Below are 18,954 nucleotides of genomic sequence, written 5' to 3' on the forward strand. Positions count from 1 at the left end.
AGGAAACCGAGTGAATTGGAGAAGTACAGACATGTCCGTCATCACTACCGCCCGCAACGCTGGCCTTCAGGACATGGTGACCATGCTGCGCGATCAGCAAGCCGCCAAGCTCGACGTCGTTCTGCCGGCCACCGCGTTGCGCTCCCGCAACGGCGCGATCGAGCTCTCCGATGTAGAGCCCGTGGTCGACGAACACGGCGTCACCGTCGTCAACGGCCTGTACACGCCCACCAAGGACGCCGACGCCACGATCGCCGCCAAGCTCGGCATCGGGCTGAAGTACCTGCGCAAGCTGCGCGCCGAGCGCCCCGACCTCTATGACGCCAACGTCAACGGCCTGCTCCACGGCAAGTCCAAGCGGACGGCCACCGGCGAGACCACCGTGATCCACCCGGCAGACGATCGCTCGTTCCTGCTGCGCCTATTCCGCGGCCAGGAGGGCGACCAGGGCGTGATGCGTGCCCTGTTGTCCGACAGCTACGGCATCATCGACAACCTCGACGTCCTCACCGCGGTCCTCGACGGCATCCGCCAGGCCGACGCCGAGGTGGAGATCCGTTCCTGCGACCTGACCGAATCGTCGATGCACTGCAAGGTGTACTCGCCCGGCGTCGCTGCGCTCGCGCCGCACTTCCTCGGCGGCTACCGCAACCCGTTCGCCAACCCCGACCTGGAGGCCCAGCGCCGCGAGGTCGCCGCCGAGATCGACGGGGTGCGCCGCCTCGCCGCGGCCGAAGGCCAGGGCTACGAGACCGGTGACGAGCCGGTCGTGTTCGCCGGTTTCCGCTTCTCCAACTCCGAGATCGGCGACGGCGCGGGAGACGGAGTTTCGCCATACCCGCATCCCGCAGTGGCAGCAATAGGCCCGCCGCCTACGGCCCCACCGACGACGTCAACCCCAACCGGCTCGTTCCCGGTGTCCAGGTCCGCCGCTACACCGAGGACGCTCCCGACGGTCGGCTCGACGTGATCGCACCCTGCTGCGGCCGGATCGCCCCCCAACACCCCGGTGACCTGCAACCGCCGACACCCGAGAACCAGCCAGCGTGTTTTCAGCAGGTTGAGCCGGTCCCATCTGGGGGGTGTCGGACAAGTTGATTTGGGCCCACTTGCGCGGTCGCTCGCTCGGCGAGCAGGTTGTTCTGGCCCCACTGGACGGGTGAACCGGCTGGCCGTGGGCGCTGCAGAGCGTCGTGGGGCTGGGCAGGGCGGTAGCGTTCGCGGCGCCGGGTGTCCGCGGTGCTTCGCCCCCGACAGGCATGAGTTCCGTGGGCAGCCGGCCCTAATCGTTCGGGGCTGGAGGGTGCAGGATCCGGTCGTCAGCCGAGGCGGGCGGCCATCCATTGGCTTGCAACCTGCAGCCCGCGATCGTGGTCGTCGACCACAAGGACCAGTTGACCAGCATGGTCGCTGTACTGCACGTCGATGTTGACCCCCTGGTCGGCCATCGCCCGACAGACCTTGCCGAGTTGACCCGGCTCGTCTTGGTTCAAGCGCAGCATGACGACCGGACGGCAGTCACGGACCGTGATCCCGTCCGTGACTAACGCTTGCCCGGCGGCGTCGCCGTTCTCGACGAGGAAATGCGCAACGCCCCTCCGTGCGGCAACGAACATCCCGCCGCCTTCAATGCTGACGCCGGCCTGCTCCAAGGCCTCACCGACTGCCGCAAGCGAGCCCGGATCATCCGTCAAATCCAGCTCGATGTCGAACACGTCAATCCCCTTCTTGCTATCCGTGGACTCGGCGGCTGTCCATTGGAACCTCCGCCCTGTCGTGCGGGCCGTAGTCGCGGACCAGCTCCGCCATGCGCAGGCGATAGTCGGTGAACAGGCGAGCTCGGCCCAAGCCTTGTGCGCGTCGATGCTCTGGACGGTTGCGCCAGCGCGTGACGGCCTCCTCGTTATCGAAGAACCCGATCGCTACGAACTTGCCCGGCGTAGCGCAGCTCGAGAACCGCTCCACGCCGTGACAACCCTCGACTTCGGCCAGGGCCGCGCGAACCCGTTCGGACTCACGCAGGTACTCCTCGTAGATCTCGGGCGCGCTTTGGTCGAACCAGAACTCGAAGATCATCGCAATCACTCTTGGCACCTCCTGCAGCCAACGCTAACCACCGACGTTTCGGTGCGGGCCGAACTATCGAGCGGATACGTTGTTCTCATGGAACGCAATCCGCTTGCGGTCATCGGCTCGCTGCTCGCCGACGACACGCGCGCCGGACTGCTGACGGCGTTGATGGACGGTCGCGCCCACACCAACAGCGAACTCGCCCGTCACCTGCAGGTCAGCGCGTCCACGGTGAGTGAGCATCTCCGCAAACTGCGTGACTCAGGCATGGTGGCGGTTGAAGCGCAGGGGAGACACCGCTACTTCCGCATAGCCGATCACCGGATCGCCGACATGCTGGAATCCCTGGGCGCAACCGCACTCTCAGTGCCCGCACCACCGGTTGCGACGGCCGTGGCGTTCGCTCGCACCTGCTACGACCACCTCGCCGGCGAGGTGGCAGTGCGCATCTATGGCCAGCTTGTCGACGACAGGTATCTGATTGCAGACGACGAACAGGTCCACCTCACGACATCGGGGTTGGAGCTGTTCAGCGACATCGGTGTCGACGTCGCGCCACAGGCCTCTCCGCGGCCGCTCGTGCGGTCGTGCCTGGACTGGAGTCAGCGACGACATCATCTTGCCGGCGCGGTGGGCGCCGGACTCCTGGACACTATGTTGCTTAATCGATGGCTCGTGCGCCAGGACGGGCCACGCAAGGTCCGGTTCACCCGAAGTGGGCGCATCGCTGTCTCAGCGACATTCGGCATCCAGGTCTAACATCCGTCCTTAGATTCGGCACTGCCAGCAGGGCGTCGATGATCAGGGGCGCGGGTGCCGTCGGCATCGCCGTGGGCCTGGCGGGCCGCGGCCCAGAACGCCTCGTGCGTCGGGGTGAAGCTGCCCTCGGCCCGGGCGGTGGCCAGCGCGGTCGACCCGGCCAGCGTCCGCAACGGCTGCCGTGCGAGGTGTGCCTCGACGCGTGGCCGGAGGAAGTGCGGTTCTTCCGCGACGCCCTGCGCAGCCCGCGGGCAACCGCCCGGCGACTCCGCGACGAAGCCGCGGCTCGGCGGCGCGCGCAGCAGACCACCACGGACGGCGGTGACCGGGCATGACCGGCACCACCACCTCCACCTCGTACGACGGCGTCGCCGCCCTGGCGCCGACCCTGCCATCCGGCCGGGCCGCCCCGGCCGTGCCGAAGGCCGCCCGCGATCTCGTCGAGTTCGCCCGCGACGCCGGATGGCTCAGCCTCGTGCAGTGGTGCGAAGCCGCCGACGGCTCGCCCTACCTGAGCGTCCAGCTCGGGCTGCGCAACCCCACGGCTGCTTCGGGTAGATAGACGTTCTTCGGGTGATCGTTCAAAGCGGGTGACCCTAGCCTCGGGCTTTCGCGGTGGTTGGCCGGGCTGTCCGAACATGGCGGAAGGCTAGCGCAGCCCTGCGGGTGTCCGTCAGACAATCCCTGATCGACGGACGATCAGCCTAGGACCGTTCCCGGCGCCGCCACGACAGCTTCCACCACGAGCACGGCTGGGGAGTGCCGTCGCCGCCGGTCGAACATGGCCACGGCGACGAACAGCACACCGAGGAGCACCAGCTGCGCCTATGGTCCCCAGTACGCGCCGGTGTCAATGCGGCGCACCGCGTCCATCGCCTCGCCGTGTGCTGGTCCGATGGCGACAAACAGAACGAGCAACACCGGGATGCGAGCGATGTGAACGAGACGTGCACTCATGCGAACTCCCCCAAGCGGCATGCCGCGAGGTTACGTCAAGCGGCATGCCGCGTAGGCTACGCAGTTCCCGACAACTATCCGATGAGGATGCCGGCGATCGCGGCGCTCATCAGGTTGGCGAGGGTGCCTGCGAGGATCGCGCGGAGGCCAAGCTGAGCGATTTCCGGGCGGCGTTGCGGCACAAGGCTGCCGAGCCCGCCCAGCAGGATCGCGAGCGATCCGAGGTTCGCGAAACCAGTGAGCGCGAAGGTCGTGATCGTCGCGGTTCTGTCGGAGTACTCCGCGGCGTGCGGGCCGAACTCGGCAAAGGCGACGAACTCGTTGAGGATCAGCTTCTGGCCCAGGTAGCCGCCGGAACCGATCGCTTCCTCCCATGGCACGCCGATCAGGAACATTACCGGCGCGAAGACATAGCCCAGGATCTGCTGGATGCTCAGCTCAGGCATACCGAACAGGCCACCAACGCCGCCGACGATCAGGTTCAGCAGGGCGATCAGGGAGATGAACGCGAGCAGCATCGCGCCGATGTTGAGCGCGAGCTTGAGACCGTCGGCGGCCCCGTTGGCGGCGGCGTCGATGACATTCCGGTTCCGGCTATCGGACGTGTCCTCACTGGTCTCCGCGTGCTCCCCTGCCAGAACATCAGCCTTCGCGGCTCCCGGTGCGTCAGTGCCCCATGGCGGTGACGACGTGCCCGCGGTGCGCGCGGTCATGACCTCAGCGGCGGGTGCCACACCGGACTCGACACGCTCGTGCTCCGTCTCGGGAATGATGATCTTCGCCATGAGCAGCCCGCCAGGCGCCGCCATGAAGGCCGCCGCCATCAGGTAGTCCAGCCGAGCGCCCAGCATCGAGTACCCAACGAGCACGGTCCCCGCGACCGTGGACAGTCCACAGACCATGACCGCGAAGAACTCCGAGCGGGTCATCCGGGACAGGTACGGCCGGACGATCAGCGGGGACTCGGTCTGGCCGAGAAAGACATTCGTGCTGGCGGCAAGTGACTCGGCCCTGCTGGTTCCGAGAACGAGCCGCAACGCGCCACCGATGACACGCACCACCCACTGCAGGATGCGGAGGTGGTACAGCACCGCGGAGAGCGCCGCGACGAACACGACGATCGGCAGGACCTGGAAGGCGAACACCATGCCGTTGTCCGGCAGGATCGGCCCAAAGAGGAAGCCGATCCCTTCGTCCGTGGTCGCGATGACGGCCTTCACCACGTTCGACGCCGCGGCGAGCACCCGCTGGCCGACGTCCCAGTAGAGCACGAGTACGCCGAACCCGAACTGGATGGCAAGCGCGCCGAGAACGGTGCGCGGGTTGATCGCGCGGCGGTGACTCGACAGCGCGAACGCCACCGCCAGGAGCGCGAACATACCTCCGACACCCCATAACACGGTCATTGGTCTGCTCCGTTCGTGCGGCCGTTCGCTGTCGCGGATACTGTCGTGCCGCTCTGCGCTGCCGCGCCATTCGGACTAGCCAGACCGGTGTCGGCAGCGCGGCCGACGAGGGCTTCCGAGCGCAGGGCCGCGTAGCCGGGCTTGATGACCTCGTTGATCAGCGCGAGCCGCTGATCGAACGGGATGAAGGCGGACTTCATCGCGTTGACCGTGAACCACTGCAGGTCATTGAGGTCGTAGCCGAACTGGTCGGTGAGGTAGCCGAACTCGTCGGTCATCGACGTCTGGCTGATCAGCCGGTTGTCGGTGTTGACGGTGACCCGGAAGCGCAGTCGGCGGAGCAGGCCAATCGGGTGCTCGGCAAGGGAGCTGACGGTGCCGGTGTGCACGTTGGACGTCGGGCACATCTCAAGCGGGATGCGCCGGTCCCGCACGAACGAGGCCAGTCGGCCGAGCGTAGCTGTGCCATCCTCGGCCACGTCGATATCGTCGACGATGCGGACGCCGTGGCCGAGCCGGGCCGCGCCGCACCACTGTATGGCCTCCCAGATGGACGGCAGTCCGAAAGCTTCACCCGCGTGGATGGTGAAGTGGCAGTTCGCACGGCGCAGGTACTCGAAGGAGTCCAGGAACCGGGTCGGCGGGAAGCCGGCTTCTGGCCCGGCGATGTCGAAGCCGACCACTCCTGAGTCGCGGTACCGCACCACGAGCTCGGCGATCTCCCTTGCCCGCGTCTGCTGACGCATGGCACACAACAGCAGGCCGACACGGATGCGTCTGCCCGCCGCGGCGGCGCGTGCTGTCCCCTGGCGGAACCCGTCGAGGATCGCCTCGACGACCGCGTCGAGACTGAGGTCGCGCTGCGTGCTCAGCTCAGGGGCGTAACGAACCTCGGCGTAGACGACCCCGTCGGCCGCGAGGTCCTCGGCGCATTCCGCCGCCACGCGACTGATCGCGTCGGCTGTCTGCATGACACCGACGGTGTGCGAGAAGCGGCGCAGGTACTCCTCGAGCGAGCCGGCGCCCGCGGCGGCGAACCATTTCGACATCCCCGCGACGTCCGACTCCGGCAGTGCGTCATAGCCGGTCTGCTCGGCGAGTTCCAGCACGGTCGCCGGTCGCAGACCACCGTCGAGGTGGTCGTGGAGCAGTACCTTCGGTGCCCGCTGGATCTGATCGCTATTCGGCCTTTCGGGCATGGATTACCTCCCGGTCTGTGCGGCGTAGTCGGCGTGACGCATCACTCATGTCTGACAACTACCTGGTGTTGGACGAAGGGTCTACCCTTTCTCCGCCGGAGAAGTCAAGGGAATCTTGCACGGTTATCGCTGAATAATCGTCGGGTTCTCGACTCAGCGATGGGTTGACGAGCCTCATACCCAGCGATAGCTTGTCTGACATCACGCGCCTTGGAGGGAGTTGCTGGTGACGCAGAGACGACCGCAACGACGACCTGTCGTCACGCTCTACGAACGGATCGCCAACGCGATCCGGGACGGCGTCTATCCGCCAGGCTCCACGTTGCCGTCCGAACCTGAGCTCGCCGAGACGCTCGGCGTGAGCCGCCCCGCGTTGCGGGAGGCCTTGATCTTGCTGCAGGAGGACGGCGTCATCACGGTCCGGCGGGGGGTCGGCCGCACCGTCAACGAGCGTCCCGCTCGCCGTGGTTTCGAACGGCTGCAGCCGATGGAGGCGTTGCTCGGTGGGGACAGCGCCAAGGTCCGGCCGCTCACCCGCGTCCTGGAGGAGCCGACCGACCTGGTGATGCAGCACCTGCCCGTCCCGGCCAGCTGCGAGGTGCGCTTCTGGGAGAGCGTCATCGATGTCGACGGCGTCCCGGCATGCCTGGCTGAGGAGTGGTGCGTTCCGGACGAGACACTCGCCCAGATCGATCCGGCGTTGCCCGAGACGCTAACCGCTGGCGAACCGCACCCCCACACGATGCTGCACACGCTGGCCACCGCCGATCCGTACCTGCCGTTGACCGGTGCCAGCACGGTGACCGCCACGGTGCTTGGCCGCCGCCGCGGCACCACCTTCGGACGTTCCCCTGACACCCCGGTCGTGCTCATCACCCAGGTCGTCTCCGTGGAGCGCACACCAGTGCTGGCCGCGAAGTACGTCCTGCCAAGCGGAGCCCCTGGCATCGCTGTCTGGCAGTCCCGCTGATCCGGCTCCACCACGAAGGGCACGCATGACACCCAACGACCCGCTACTGGTCGACTGCGACACCGGCATCGACGACGCGCTGGCCTTGCTGTACCTGCTCGCCGATCCCGGCATCGATCTCCGCGCGATCACCACGGTATTCGGCAACACCAGCGCGGAGATCGCCGCGTCGAACACCCTGCGTGTGCTCGAACACGCAGGCCGACTCGACATCCCCACCGCCATCGGCGCCGACAGCAGCCTGCGCGGAACAGCTCAGCTGGCGCCGCACGTGCACGGCGACGACGGCCTCGGCAACACCGGACTCCCCTGCCCCGTGGCATCACCGACAACCGAACCAGCCGCCGAACTCATCGTGCGGCTGGCCCGGGAGAACCCGGGGCGGCTGCACCTGCTGGCGATGGGCCCGCTGACCAACCTCGCTACGGCCGTGCTGCTCGACCCCGAGCTACCGGGTCTCGTCAAACACGTGACCATCATGGGCGGTGCCGTGCACCATCCGGGCAACGTGACACCGGCGGCGGAAGCCAACATCGCCAACGACCCCGAGGCGGCACGGTTGGTGCTTCGGGCGGGCTGGGACGTGACTCTGGTCCCGCTCGACGTCACCATGACCGAAGTGCTCACCGAGGACCATCGGCGACGGATGCTGGCGGGCGACGCGCCGACCTCGCGGTTCGCGGCCGAGATTCTCGAGCACTACCTCGATGTCTACCAGCGCGACGTGTTCGGTGCCCGGCAGGCCGCGTGCCACGACCCGCTCGCCGCCGCGATCGCGATCGGCGAGGTCTGCCCGGTGCTGGCGCCGATCGTGGCGGTGGACGTGGACACAACCGACGGGCCCGCACGCGGCAAGACCATCGCCGACACCCGGGGGCAGTACCGGGGCTTCCCTGCCCAGCACGGCTCCCGCGTTCGCGTGGCGCTCCGCACTGACGGAACCTTCGCGGACCGGCTGGTCCAGCGGCTTTGCGGGTTTTCGAGCCGCTGCCTCGACATCGCGTGACGAGAAAGGATCCGTGATGACAGCTGCCCCGGCCAACGCTACCGCCGAGGTCGCCGTGGTGGGATCACTGAACCTCGACCTCACGGCCCGCGTTCGGCGACACCCACTGCCCGGCCAAACGGTGCCCGCCTCGACGTTGACGCCAAACCCGGGCGGCAAAGGCGCGAACCAGGCGGTAGCGGCGGCCCGGCTCGGCGCCCGCACGGCACTGATCGGCCGGGTAGGCACCGACCCACACGCCGACACGTTGCTGTACTCCCTGCGCAGCAACGGCGTCGACACCACCCGCATCACCCACGACGGGAACGCCGTGACGGGAACCGCGCTCGTCACGGTCGCCGACAGCGGGGAGAACACCATCACGGTAGCGGCAGGCGCGAACGCGCACCTGAACGCTGACCACGTTGACGCGGCACGGTCCGTGCTCGAATCGGCGGGCGTGGTGTCGCTGGTCATGGAGATTCCGCTCGACACCGTCGTCGCCGCCGCCCACGCCGCCGCTGACTCCGCACGGATCATGCTCAATCTCTCGCCCGTCGCCGACATCCCAACCGACGTGCTCGCGCTCGCCGACCCGCTGATCGTCAACGAGCACGAAGCACACGAAATTCTGCGCAACCACCACTTGACCGCCGAGCCCGGCGTCGACCAGGCCAGCGCGCTGTGCCGGCTCGGCGTCCGATCCGCAGTGGTCACGCTCGGCGCCCGCGGCGCGGCACTCGCCGACGCCGACCTGGTCGAACACGTGCCAGGCCTGCCCGTCGACGTCGTCGACACGACGGGTGCCGGTGACGCATTCGCTGCGACTCTGGCCTGGCGACTCAGCCAAGGCGACGCGCTACCCGCCGCCGTTGGCTGGGCTATCCGTGTCAGTGCCCACAGCGTCGGCCGCACCGGCGCACAAACGTCTTATCCCACCCTCAATGAACTCACCGAACCCGCGGGCCGGGGGTCCGCCCCCCACGTGCATCGGTCTGAAGCGTCCCAGGTTTGATGCCGCATCTTTCTGAGTTGGCGATTCTGAAGGCGGCCACACTGTTGCGCTGACTGGTTGAGTCCAGGCCGGGCCATTTTCGGGAACAATCACCTACGGCTGGACATCGATCCGGTTCCGAGGGGCGGGCGGGAGGCCGGCATCCCCCGCTTCGCCCAGATATGCCTCGAACGCATCGACGTCCACGGCACCGCCGAGCCGGTCGGTTCCCTCCGTCAGGGTTGTGAAGCCATCCCCGCCGTCGGCGAGGAAGCTGTTGACCGTTACCCGGTAGCTCGCCGAAGGCTCGAGAGCGGTTCCGTTGAGCGTGATGGAGTCGGGATCGACGGCGTCGGCGATCGTGCAGTCGGCGGCACCCGCTGCCGACTTGGTCCAGGTGTAGTGCAGGCCGGCTGAGGGAAGCAAGACTCGGTAGCGACCGCCGTTAGCGGGCGAGTTGGTGCCACAGAACTGTTTTTCGAGCACTCGCTCGATTTGTGCCCCGGTGAGGCTCATGGTCACCAGCGAGTTGCCGAACGGTTGGACGGTGAACGCCTCGCCGTAGGTGACCACGCCGTCGCCCTCGCCTGCGTCGCTGCTCTCGAAGAACAGATCAGCGCGGACCCCGCCCGGGTTCATCAGCGCGAGCACCGCATCGCCCGTGTCCGCGTCGTCGGTCGCGGCCAGCTGCGCGTCGGCGATGGTGTTGCCCAACGACTGCTCGAGCGAGTCGTTGTTTTCTCGGGTGATGTCGTCGGTGATGCGGCCGATCGGACGGTTGGCGATCGGGGCGGCGAGCTCTCGGTAGCGCTCGATGAGGGAGGTGATCTCCGGCGACTTCTCGACGTCCCTGGTGACGATCTCGTTGTTGATCGAGGCTCCCACGACGTCCCGTGTCGCGCGGTCGATCCGCAGATCGATGTCAGTGACCAGGCGGCCGTACGAGTACGCGCTGGTGACCGGCGTGCCATCGATCACGCAGTTGTAGGGCTGGTGGGTGTGTCCGGAGATGACCAGATCGACGGCGTCATCCATCCGCTCGGTGATGTCGACGATCGGGCCGGAGATCCCGGCGCAGCCGTTGATGTCGAAGTTCGCTGGCAGACCACCCTCGTGCAGCAGTACGACGATCGACTCGACGCCCCGCCGCCGCAGTTCTGGGACGAGCGCGTTGACGGTCTCGGCCTCGTCACGGAACTCGTAGCCTGCGACAGCGGACGGGCTCACGATTTCCGGCGTGCCTTCCAACGTCATGCCGACGAACGCGACCCTGGCCCCGTTGAAGTTCTTGATGCGGTACGGCGCGAACAGCGGCTCACCGGTTTCTTCGTCGACGACGTTGGCCGCGAGGAAGTCAAAATTGGCGCCCGAGAAGCCGTCGCCATCGAGGCAACCGTCATCGGGGTGGCACCCGCCTTCCTTCATCCGGCGAAGCTCGGTGACACCTTCGTCGAACTCGTGATTGCCGACCGCGTTGAGGTCGAGACCGATCTTGTTCATCGCCTCGATCGTCGGCTCATCGTGAAACAGCGCCGACAACAGCGGGCTGGCACCGATGAGGTCCCCTGCCGACACCACGATGCTGTTGGCGTTCGTCGTCTCCAGCTCGGCGATGTGGGTGGCCAGATATTCGGCCCCGCCCGCGTCAACCGAGCCGACTCGCCCGCCGAAGCCGCCGGGTGGCTCGAGGTGTCCGTGGAAGTCGTTCAGCCCGAGAATCTGCACCTCGACAACCGATCCGTCCTGCAAGATCGGTGCTTGGGGAGATTGCGCACCGACCGCAGAGCCGGACACGATGGCTGATGCGGCAAGAACCACTGAAGCCGCGACCAGGAGAAGACGGAACCTCATGTTGCCTCCTGCGTGTGAACCCGGGAGCCCGCGAGTTGGGCTACGCCAGCCTCCGCCGTTGGTGCCGCCGGTGTCTGCCATGACACGCTCCCCAAACCGCGATTATTTGTCTGACAAGCTACGGCGACCGGGGTGTGCGGTCAACCCTTGGACGGTCGGCACGTTTCCTTCGCGCTCGCCCCTGTCCCGTTGACAAGGAAAGCCCGCAGTGCTTGGCTTTGGCGTAAAGTGGATGGCGATAACGGCGAGCATCGCCCGAGCTGACCAGCAACACCGATAGCCCGGAAGCGCCACTGGGCAAGAGATGCGTGTCAACCAGGATCGGGCTCGTTATATCGAAACCTGGGCACATTTGTCTGACAAGTTATGGTGTCCGGCCATCTGACGCAAGCCGGAAACGACACGCGCTCGCACCACCTGGGCCCCGGCCAATACCACCGCTGGTCTCCCGCCGCTCCCGAAACGCCCCGATACTCCGCGCGTCGACACCGGTCGAGATCCATTAGGACCCCAGCAGAGGAATGACGATGATCCGGCCCCGGCGACACGTGGGTGGAACCGGAGCAGCCATCGATCCCGACACGCGCACCGGACGAACACCCTCACGGCGGCAGATGAGACGTGTCGCGACTGGTCCGTCTCGGGATCCGCGTGCGAATCGGCTCGGATAGCCACCGATCGCATCTGCCTGAACCCCTGGGTTCAGGCAGGGGTGAGTAGCACGAGCGGGATCTCACGCGTGGTCTTGCGCTGGTAGCTCGCGTAGCCCCGGTATGCCGCCACCACACGTGGCCAGAGCGCAGCCCGCTCGTCCGCACTAGCGATCCTGGCCTTCATCGGGCGTCGTGGCCCTTGCTGCAGCGACACCTCGACAGCGGGGTTGTCGCGTAGGTTGAGAAACCACGCTGGATGGGTAGGGTCCCCGCCTCGGGATGCCACGACGACGATGGTGTCGCCGTCGACGATGGGCGCGGTGAGCATGACCGATCGTGTCTCACCGGACTTCCGTCCGATCGTGGTCAGCTCCACCGATGGCATACCCGCGATCGTGCGGCCGAGCCTGCCCCCGGTGAGTGTGAGCAGCAGTCGGTGCCCGGCGTTCATCGTCTTCAGCTGGAGATCAGTCGGCATGATTCAAGCCTAGTCGGTCACACGCATCCGCACGCCGCGCCACATACGGGCACTCAACAACCGCTCATCGGCGGAAGCGGGCGCTTCACACGTCGCTCCGGGCTCCGCGCGGTAAGCTCACCCTTCGGCGAGCGGGTGCGCCCGGCGGAGGCTGTCGAACCTGCTGAAGTCGTTATCCGTGGTAGCGAGTACAGCGCCCGACTCCCGCGCGACGGCCGCGATGTGCGCGTCGGTCACCAAGTTCCCGCGCGCATCGCTCTTGCGGCAGAGTGCCTTGAACAGGTCCCAGTGCCGCTCGCCTGGCTCCAGGGCGATGCAGTTGTCGTGGCCGCGGATCTCCTCGGCGAACGTCAGCGCAACGTCGAGGGGGCTTGGCGGATCGAATATCCGCGGATGGGTCACCACACGCACGAAACCGGTGAGCACCAGGCTGGTCACACCGAACAGCTCATCGCCGTTGAGGCCGGACTCCAACCATGATCGATATTCGGCGTGCCTCGGCGCATCCTCTCGATGGGCATAGACCAGGACGTTGACATCGAGGCAGATCATTCGGACTCGTCCATGAGATCTTGCAGTGCTGACGAGTCGTCGAGGTCAACTCCGGGCTGGAGGCCACTTCCCCGGAATGTCGTCAGCGAAACCGGACTCGCCTGCCGCTGCCGCACCCTGGCCAACGACTCACGCACCGCATCCGCGATCACGTCGTTGAGGCTTCGATGGGTCCGCGCCGCTACCGCCTTCGCCTCGGCAAGTAAGTCATCATCTAGCCGGATCGTGGTCCTCATGCATCAAAGTGTCATCAGCATGCATCAAAATGTCAACCTTGCCTGTTCTGGATCGCCCCGACCCATCCGCTCTGACGAACGGCCCAGTGTCAGCGGCTTCACCGATCAGGAATCCTCCACCACGTCGTCAGTTCTGGTAGCCCCCTCGCACCGGTGGAAGGATTGATGACCATGACCGACGCTAGACCGCTGGGCGCCGACGAGGCCACGTTCATCGCGGCGGCCCGCTCAGGCGATACGGCGCGGTTCGCGCTCATCACGGAGCGCCACCGGCGTGAGCTGCGGGTGCACTGCTACCGGATGCTCGCGAACTACGAGGACGCCCAGGACATGACGCAGGAGACGTTCCTGCGAGCGTGGAACAAGCGGGAGTCGTTCAAGGGCAACGCTGCGCTGCGGACCTGGCTGTACCGGATCGCGACGAACGTCTGCCTTGACTTCCTGGAGAAGCGCAAGGACCGCACTCCCGTACCGTCCGAGCTGTCGGACTCCGGCTCCGAGGTGCCGTACCTGCAGCCGTACCCCGACCGGATGCTCCCCGAGGACCCGCAGGAATCGGTGGTGGCGCGGGAGACGATCGAGCTGGCGTTCATCGTCGCCGTCCAGCACCTGCCGCCGCGGCAGCGGGCGGTGTTCATCCTGCGCGACGTCCTCGGCTGGCCGGCATCGAAGGCCGCCGACGCCCTCGAGCTGACCGTCGCATCGGTGACCAGCGCACTGCAGCGGGCGCGCGTGACGATGCGCGAGCAACTGCCCGACCGCCGCCTCGACTGGCGGAGCCCCGCCACCCACGAGCTATCGAATGACGAGCACGGCGTGGTGAAGTCGTACATCGACGCCCATGAGCGCAACGACCTCGACGGGCTGACGTCCCTGCTGCGCGACGACCTGCGCTTCGCGATGCTGCCCGAGCCGGGCACCGTGATCAGGACGGCCAAGGACGCGGTGGACGGCTGGGTCTCCGGTGGGCTCTTCCAGCGCGGCTACGACGACTGGCGCTGTATCGCCACGACGGTCAACCGCATGCCTGCCGCCGTGCTGTACCTCCGCACCCCCGACGACCCGGAGTACCGGTTATTGAACATCGCGGTCCTGCACATCGTCGACGGGAAGATCGCCGAGCTGACCGGATTCGACGTCACCGACAAACCATGGCTGGACCTGCCCCCGACACTGTGATCACGATCAACGACGCCGTCGTCGTCATCTCCAGCGAGTCGGCGAGCATGTCGCCCGTGCTCAGCGCCTCGTCTCGTATCGGGTCAGCACCACGCCGCCGGGAAACGTCCGCGTCTCCACGAGGTTCAGGTTCACCCAGCTGTCCAGCGCGGTGAAGAACGGCGTGCCGCCGCCCACCAGGGCCGGGTGGGTGGCCAGCGCGTACTCGTCGATCAGCCCGGCCCGCATGGCAGCCCCTGCGAGCGTTGCGCCGCCGATGCGCATGGGGCCGCCGTCTTCGGCCTTGAGCCGGGTGATCTCGGCAATGGCGTCGCCGGTGACCAGGCGGGTGTTCCAGTCGACCTTGTCGATCGTCGAGGAGAACACAACCTTCGGCGTGTCCCGCCAGTTCCGCGCGAACTCGATCTCCGCCGGGGTGGCGTTGGGCTGCTGATCGCCGGTCGGCCAGTAGGAGCTCATCGTCTCCCACAGCTTGCGCCCGTACAGCGACAGGCCGTTCGCGCGCTCCTGGTCGAGCCACCACTGGAATAGCTCGTCGCTCGGCCTGCTCCAGCCGATGTCGTCGCCGGGTGCGGCGATGTAGCCGTCCAGGGTCAGGTTCATGCCGAAGGTCAGTTTCCGCATCATGCCAGCCTCTCGTGAGTCGATCTCACACGTACAGACGGGCGCGGCGCGAAAATCTAATCGGTGCGCGATCTGCGTCCCTCAAGAGATCGGAAACCCCCTGGGTTCAGGCGGGGGTGAGTAGCACGAGCGGGATCTCACGCGTGGTCTTGCGCTGGTAGCTCGCGTAGCCCCGGTATGCCGCCACCACACGTGGCCAGAGCGCAGCCCGCTCGTCCGCACTAGCGATCCTGGCCTTCATCGGGCGTCGTGGCCCTTGCTGCAGCGACACCTCGACAGCGGGGTTGTCGCGTAGGTTGAGAAACCACGCTGGATGGGTAGGGTCCCCGCCTCGGGATGCCACGACGACGATGGTGTCGCCGTCGACGATGGGCGCGGTGAGCATGACCGATCGTGTCTCACCGGACTTCCGTCCGATCGTGGTCAGCTCCACCGATGGCATACCCGCGATCGTGCGGCCGAGCCTGCCCCCGGTGAGTGTGAGCAGCAGTCGGTGCCCGGCGTTCATCGTCTTCAGCTGGAGATCAGTCGGCATGATTCAAGCCTAGTCGGTCACACGCATCCGCACGCCGCGCCACATACGAGGCGTCATACCGCACCGAGCAGGCGAACGCCTGCGGCCTTGAGCTGGTCCACTGATTGGTGAGCCCTGCTGGCCGTGTCGTGGTGGCGATGACCTTGTCCATTGGCGTCACTCCTGAGCGGCGATGATCGTGCCGGTGACCTCGCCGAGGCCGATCTGGGCGCCGTGCGGGCCGGGTGCGGTGCCGGTGATGGTGACGGTGTCGCCGTCGGCGAGGAAGGTGCGGCTGCTGCCGTCGGCGAAGGTCAGCGGTTCGGTGCCGTTCCAGGTCAGCTCGATCAACGACCCTCGCTGGCCGGGTTCTGGTCCGGAGACGGTGCCGGAGGCGTACAGGTCGCCGGTGCGCAGCGCGGCCCCGTTGACGGTGGTGTGGGCCAGCATCTGCGCGGGCGAGTAGTACATCCGCGCATAGGGCGGGCGGGAGATCTCCTGCCCATTGAGCGCGAGAGCCAGGTCGAGGTCGAGGCCCCACGGTTCGGATTCGTGCAGGTAGTCCATGAGCTCCGGCTCCTGCGGCGGGGTGGGCACGCGGGCGTCGTCGAGCGCGTCGAGCGGCACGATCCACGGTGAGATCGAGGTGGCGAACGACTTGCCGAGAAATGGGCCGAGCGGCACGTACTCCCAGGCTTGGATGTCACGTGCGGACCAGTCGTTGACCAGGCACACACCGAAAACATGCTCGGCGAAATCCTTAGTAGCCACACGTGAACCGAGCGGACTCGGCGTGCCGACGACGAAGCCGACCTCGACCTCGACGTCCAGTTTGGCCGAGGGCCCGAACGTCGGCGTGTCGTCGGCGGGTGTCTTGCGCTGCCCGCAGGGCCGGGCGATGTCAGTGCCCGAGACGACGACGGTGCCCGCGCGGCCGTGATAGCCGACCGGGAGGTGTTTCCAGTTCGGCAGCAGCGCCGCCGCATCAGGCCGGAACATGCGGCCGAGGTTGGTGGCGTGGTGCTCGCTGGCGTAGAAGTCGATGTAGTCGGCGACCTCGAACGGCAGATGCAGGCTGACGGTGTTGAGTGGGTGCAGCGCGGGCTCGACAGCCGACCGGTGGGACTCGTCGATGAGCAACTCCCGGATCCGCTCCCGCACCTGTGACCAGTTGGCGCGGCCCTGGGCCATAAACGGGTTCAGCGACGGCCGCGCGAAGACGTCGTCACCCAGGGCGGCGGCGAGGTCAAGCACGTGATCGCCGATGCGGACCCCGACGCGCGGCGCGCCGCCCGGCGGGGTGAACACGCCGTAGGGCAGGTTGGCGATGCCGAATCCGGAGCCGGCCGGTACCGGCGCCCAGGTGTCGTTCACAGGGAGATCATCCTTTCTCGAAGACCGGTCGTGAGTGCCTAACAGGGTTAGAACTCTGATAGGCACTCACGACCGGTCGTGGCGGTGGTGCGCGAGTAGCCCGAACTCGCGAGCTTCGGTGACCGGTGTCGCGGTGCTGCAGGAGCCGTAGCTGACCAGCAGCCGCCGGGTCGCGGCGATCGTTGCCGCGCTGAGTCCAGCCACCCTGGCAAGCAGCGTCGCACGGTCGGTCGTCCGTAGCGTATCGGCGACAGCGATCACGTTAGCGCTCTCGACGGCGTCGGCGGCCGCGGCCAGCAGGTTGAGGTAGCCGTGGTGGACGAACCCGGTGGCGGGGTCGATGTAGCGCACCGCGTGATGCAACCCTGCGGTCGCTTTCACCGCCACGTCCGCCCTCGCAGCCGTTACAAGGGCACCCGCCAACATTTCGGGGCTGGGAAACAGCTCCGCGCGGATGCCTCCGCAGCGCAGCTTGAGCCGAAACGCGTCCCGTCGCGCCGCGATCGCGGCCACCAGTTCGGCCACCTCAGACCACGATGCCGGTTCGGCGAACACCGGGATGCCCGGTGCGACCCCAGCGGCGTCCAGTGCGCCGGCGACCACCTCCAGCGCGGCCGCGGGTGTGGCGGCGTCGACGCGGGCCAGCGGGAATTCCACCATTGACAACTCCAGCCGCGCATCGCCGGTGATCCCGGCGACCACCTCGGTCAATCCGTCGGAACCGGTGTCGGCGATCAGACCTAGCCGGAACTGGTCGGCGTTGGCCAACTCCGCGCGCAGCTCACCGAGGCGCGATGCCGGGCACAGGAACCGGTGTGTGAGCACCGCACTGTCCTCGGCGAGGTCGGAGCGATGCCGCGCAACGGCGTCCGGCATGGCGAGCGCCGTCGGCGGAAACAGCCCGGCATCATCAACCAGCCCGTCCAGCAACGTCGTGGTCATGTCGGCTCCCCTGCCGCCCAGGTCCAGGCGTAGCCGTCATCCTCGGCGGCGATGCCGCCCTCGCCGAGCTGCAGCGGACGGAAGGTGTCGACCATGACGGCGAGCTCGTCGAAGAACTCCACGCCGACGCTGCGCTCGTAGGCGCCCGGTTGTGGCCCGTGGGAATGGCCGCCGGGATGCAGGCTGATCGAGCCAGGCCCGATGCCCGAACCCTTGCGGGCCTCGTAGTCGCCGCCGCAGTAGAACATCACCTCGTCGGAGTCCACATTGGAGTGGTAGTACGGCACCGGGATCGCCTGTGGGTGGTAGTCCACCTTGCGGGGCACGAAGTTGCAGATGACGAAGTTGTGACCCTCGAACACCTGGTGCGCCGGTGGCGGCTGGTGCACCCGCCCGGTGATCGGCTCGAAATCGGCGATGTTGAACGTGTATGGGTACATGCAGCCGTCCCAGCCGACGACGTCGAACGGGTGCTTCGGGTAGACGTAGCGGGTGCCGGTGATCCCGCCGGGGCCTCGGTGTTTGACCAGCACATCGACGTCGGTGCCGTCGTGTAGTAGCGGCTCGGCAGGGCCGTGCAGGTCGCGCTCGCAGAACGGCGCGTGCTCCAGCAGTTGCCCGAACCGGGACAGGTAGCGGCGCGCGGGGATGATGTGCGAGTTCGCCTCGATGACGTACGCGCGCAACGGCTCATCGGCGTCCGGCAGCCACCGGTGCGTGGTCGCCCTCGGCAGGATCACGTAGTCGCCCTGGCGCACCGGCAGCGCACCGAAGACCGTCTCCACCGTGCCCGAGCCGGACTCGACGTAGACGCACTCGTCGCCGACCGCGTTGCGATACAGCGGCGATGTCTCTCCCGCCACGACATAGGAGATGCGCACGTCATCGTTGCCCAGCACCATTCTGCGGCCGGTGACCGGATCAACCGACTTCCACGCCATGCTGTCCACGTCACCGAACAGCTCGTGCAACCTCAAATGGCGAGGCTTGAGCGGATGATTCGCCGTCAACGTCTGATCGGGTAGCTGCCACGGCTGCGCGTCGGAGATCGCCGACGGGATGTAGCGGTGATACAGCAGCGAGGAGTCGCTGGCGAACCCTTCCTCCCCCATCAGCTCCTCGTAGTACAACCCGCCATCGGAACGCCGGTGCTGGGTGTGTCGCTTCGGTGGGACGTTGCCCACCTGCCGGTAGTACGCCATGGGTGGCTC

General features: G+C 67.1%; 22 protein-coding genes. 8 read left to right on the forward strand and 14 right to left on the reverse strand.

Going from position 1 to position 18,954, the window contains the following annotated elements:
• Window positions 1-31 precede the first annotated feature (31 nt).
• Complete coding sequence (locus AMYHA_RS12885; protein ID WP_196776885.1) at window positions 32-970, forward strand: hypothetical protein; 939 nt, start codon at window positions 32-34, stop codon at window positions 968-970.
• Between the two features lie 349 nt (window positions 971-1,319).
• Here AMYHA_RS12885 and AMYHA_RS12890 read toward each other — a convergent pair whose 3' ends face one another.
• Window positions 1,320-1,715, reverse strand: coding sequence for a hypothetical protein (locus AMYHA_RS12890; protein WP_034271308.1), 396 nt, complete (start codon window positions 1,713-1,715; stop codon window positions 1,320-1,322).
• A gap of 16 nt (window positions 1,716-1,731) precedes the next feature.
• The gene (locus AMYHA_RS28420) at window positions 1,732-2,076 is read right to left on the reverse strand and encodes an antibiotic biosynthesis monooxygenase family protein (RefSeq protein WP_157362088.1); all 345 of its coding nucleotides are present in this window, start codon (window positions 2,074-2,076) and stop codon (window positions 1,732-1,734) included.
• Between AMYHA_RS28420 and AMYHA_RS12900 the strand changes: the two genes are divergently transcribed.
• Genes AMYHA_RS12900 through AMYHA_RS12910 form a run of 3 tightly spaced genes read left to right on the forward strand, consistent with a single transcriptional unit; the run spans window position 1,969 to window position 3,391 of the window.
• Window positions 1,969-2,829: an ArsR/SmtB family transcription factor gene (locus tag AMYHA_RS12900; protein WP_231104736.1), complete on the forward strand. Its 861-nt coding sequence runs from the start codon at window positions 1,969-1,971 to the stop codon at window positions 2,827-2,829. The genes AMYHA_RS28420 and AMYHA_RS12900 overlap by 108 nt on opposite strands.
• 38 nt (window positions 2,830-2,867) lie before the next feature.
• A complete protein-coding gene (locus AMYHA_RS12905) occupies window positions 2,868-3,164 on the forward strand; it encodes a hypothetical protein (RefSeq protein ID WP_034271314.1) in 297 nt (98 codons plus the stop codon).
• On the forward strand, window positions 3,161-3,391 hold the full coding sequence (locus tag AMYHA_RS12910; RefSeq protein WP_034271316.1) for a hypothetical protein: 231 nt from the start codon (window positions 3,161-3,163) through the stop codon (window positions 3,389-3,391). The genes AMYHA_RS12905 and AMYHA_RS12910 overlap by 4 nt, the downstream gene beginning before the upstream one ends.
• A gap of 263 nt (window positions 3,392-3,654) precedes the next feature.
• Here the strand turns inward: AMYHA_RS12910 and AMYHA_RS28195 are convergent, their stop codons facing one another.
• From AMYHA_RS28195 to AMYHA_RS12920, 3 genes are all read right to left on the reverse strand, one after another.
• Window positions 3,655-3,786 (reverse strand): hypothetical protein, encoded by a 132-nt coding sequence (locus AMYHA_RS28195; protein WP_269189756.1) that lies wholly within the window; start codon window positions 3,784-3,786, stop codon window positions 3,655-3,657.
• Window positions 3,787-3,860: 74 nt separating this feature from the next.
• A complete protein-coding gene (locus AMYHA_RS12915; RefSeq protein ID WP_231104737.1) occupies window positions 3,861-5,165 on the reverse strand; it encodes a NupC/NupG family nucleoside CNT transporter in 1,305 nt (434 codons plus the stop codon).
• 23 nt (window positions 5,166-5,188) lie between these two features.
• The gene (locus tag AMYHA_RS12920; protein ID WP_051399835.1) at window positions 5,189-6,391 is read right to left on the reverse strand and encodes an adenosine deaminase; all 1,203 of its coding nucleotides are present in this window, start codon (window positions 6,389-6,391) and stop codon (window positions 5,189-5,191) included.
• 226 nt (window positions 6,392-6,617) lie between these two features.
• On the opposite strand from AMYHA_RS12920, the gene AMYHA_RS12925 reads away from it, so the two are divergent.
• Genes AMYHA_RS12925 through AMYHA_RS12935 form a run of 3 tightly spaced genes read left to right on the forward strand, consistent with a single transcriptional unit; the run spans window position 6,618 to window position 9,361 of the window.
• Window positions 6,618-7,361, forward strand: coding sequence for a GntR family transcriptional regulator (locus AMYHA_RS12925; protein ID WP_034271320.1), 744 nt, complete (start codon window positions 6,618-6,620; stop codon window positions 7,359-7,361).
• A gap of 25 nt (window positions 7,362-7,386) precedes the next feature.
• Complete coding sequence (locus AMYHA_RS12930; RefSeq protein WP_034271322.1) at window positions 7,387-8,367, forward strand: nucleoside hydrolase; 981 nt, start codon at window positions 7,387-7,389, stop codon at window positions 8,365-8,367.
• 16 nt (window positions 8,368-8,383) lie between these two features.
• Window positions 8,384-9,361: a ribokinase gene (locus AMYHA_RS12935; protein ID WP_051399836.1), complete on the forward strand. Its 978-nt coding sequence runs from the start codon at window positions 8,384-8,386 to the stop codon at window positions 9,359-9,361.
• A gap of 93 nt (window positions 9,362-9,454) precedes the next feature.
• On the opposite strand, the gene AMYHA_RS12940 is transcribed toward AMYHA_RS12935, so the two are convergent.
• From AMYHA_RS12940 to AMYHA_RS12955, 4 genes are all read right to left on the reverse strand, one after another.
• A complete protein-coding gene (locus tag AMYHA_RS12940; RefSeq protein ID WP_051399837.1) occupies window positions 9,455-11,191 on the reverse strand; it encodes a bifunctional metallophosphatase/5'-nucleotidase in 1,737 nt (578 codons plus the stop codon).
• Between the two features lie 702 nt (window positions 11,192-11,893).
• A complete protein-coding gene (locus tag AMYHA_RS12945; protein ID WP_034271325.1) occupies window positions 11,894-12,322 on the reverse strand; it encodes a nitroreductase/quinone reductase family protein in 429 nt (142 codons plus the stop codon).
• A 117-nt stretch (window positions 12,323-12,439) separates the two neighbouring features.
• Complete coding sequence (locus AMYHA_RS12950) at window positions 12,440-12,874, reverse strand: type II toxin-antitoxin system VapC family toxin (protein WP_034271328.1); 435 nt, start codon at window positions 12,872-12,874, stop codon at window positions 12,440-12,442.
• Window positions 12,871-13,110: a CopG family ribbon-helix-helix protein gene (locus AMYHA_RS12955; protein WP_034271331.1), complete on the reverse strand. Its 240-nt coding sequence runs from the start codon at window positions 13,108-13,110 to the stop codon at window positions 12,871-12,873. The genes AMYHA_RS12950 and AMYHA_RS12955 overlap by 4 nt, the downstream gene beginning before the upstream one ends.
• A gap of 171 nt (window positions 13,111-13,281) precedes the next feature.
• Between AMYHA_RS12955 and AMYHA_RS12960 the strand changes: the two genes are divergently transcribed.
• Complete coding sequence (locus AMYHA_RS12960; protein ID WP_034277056.1) at window positions 13,282-14,289, forward strand: RNA polymerase subunit sigma-70; 1,008 nt, start codon at window positions 13,282-13,284, stop codon at window positions 14,287-14,289.
• 60 nt (window positions 14,290-14,349) lie between these two features.
• Here AMYHA_RS12960 and AMYHA_RS12965 read toward each other — a convergent pair whose 3' ends face one another.
• From AMYHA_RS12965 to AMYHA_RS12985, 5 genes are all read right to left on the reverse strand, one after another.
• Entirely contained in the window at window positions 14,350-14,913 is a 564-nt protein-coding gene (locus AMYHA_RS12965) for a dihydrofolate reductase family protein (protein WP_034277058.1), read from the reverse strand.
• Window positions 14,914-15,019: 106 nt separating this feature from the next.
• Window positions 15,020-15,448 (reverse strand): nitroreductase/quinone reductase family protein, encoded by a 429-nt coding sequence (locus AMYHA_RS12970; protein ID WP_034271325.1) that lies wholly within the window; start codon window positions 15,446-15,448, stop codon window positions 15,020-15,022.
• A gap of 156 nt (window positions 15,449-15,604) precedes the next feature.
• The gene (gene fahA / locus AMYHA_RS12975) at window positions 15,605-16,801 is read right to left on the reverse strand and encodes a fumarylacetoacetase (RefSeq protein WP_034271334.1); all 1,197 of its coding nucleotides are present in this window, start codon (window positions 16,799-16,801) and stop codon (window positions 15,605-15,607) included.
• A gap of 66 nt (window positions 16,802-16,867) precedes the next feature.
• On the reverse strand, window positions 16,868-17,743 hold the full coding sequence (locus tag AMYHA_RS12980; protein ID WP_034271337.1) for a hypothetical protein: 876 nt from the start codon (window positions 17,741-17,743) through the stop codon (window positions 16,868-16,870).
• Window positions 17,740-18,945 (reverse strand): homogentisate 1,2-dioxygenase, encoded by a 1,206-nt coding sequence (locus tag AMYHA_RS12985; protein ID WP_034271340.1) that lies wholly within the window; start codon window positions 18,943-18,945, stop codon window positions 17,740-17,742. The genes AMYHA_RS12980 and AMYHA_RS12985 overlap by 4 nt, the downstream gene beginning before the upstream one ends.
• Between the last annotated feature and the right edge of the window lie 9 nt (window positions 18,946-18,954).

It is taken from the genome of Haloechinothrix halophila YIM 93223, assembly GCF_000504245.1.
Lineage (GTDB): Bacteria > Actinomycetota > Actinomycetes > Mycobacteriales > Pseudonocardiaceae > Haloechinothrix_A > Haloechinothrix_A halophila.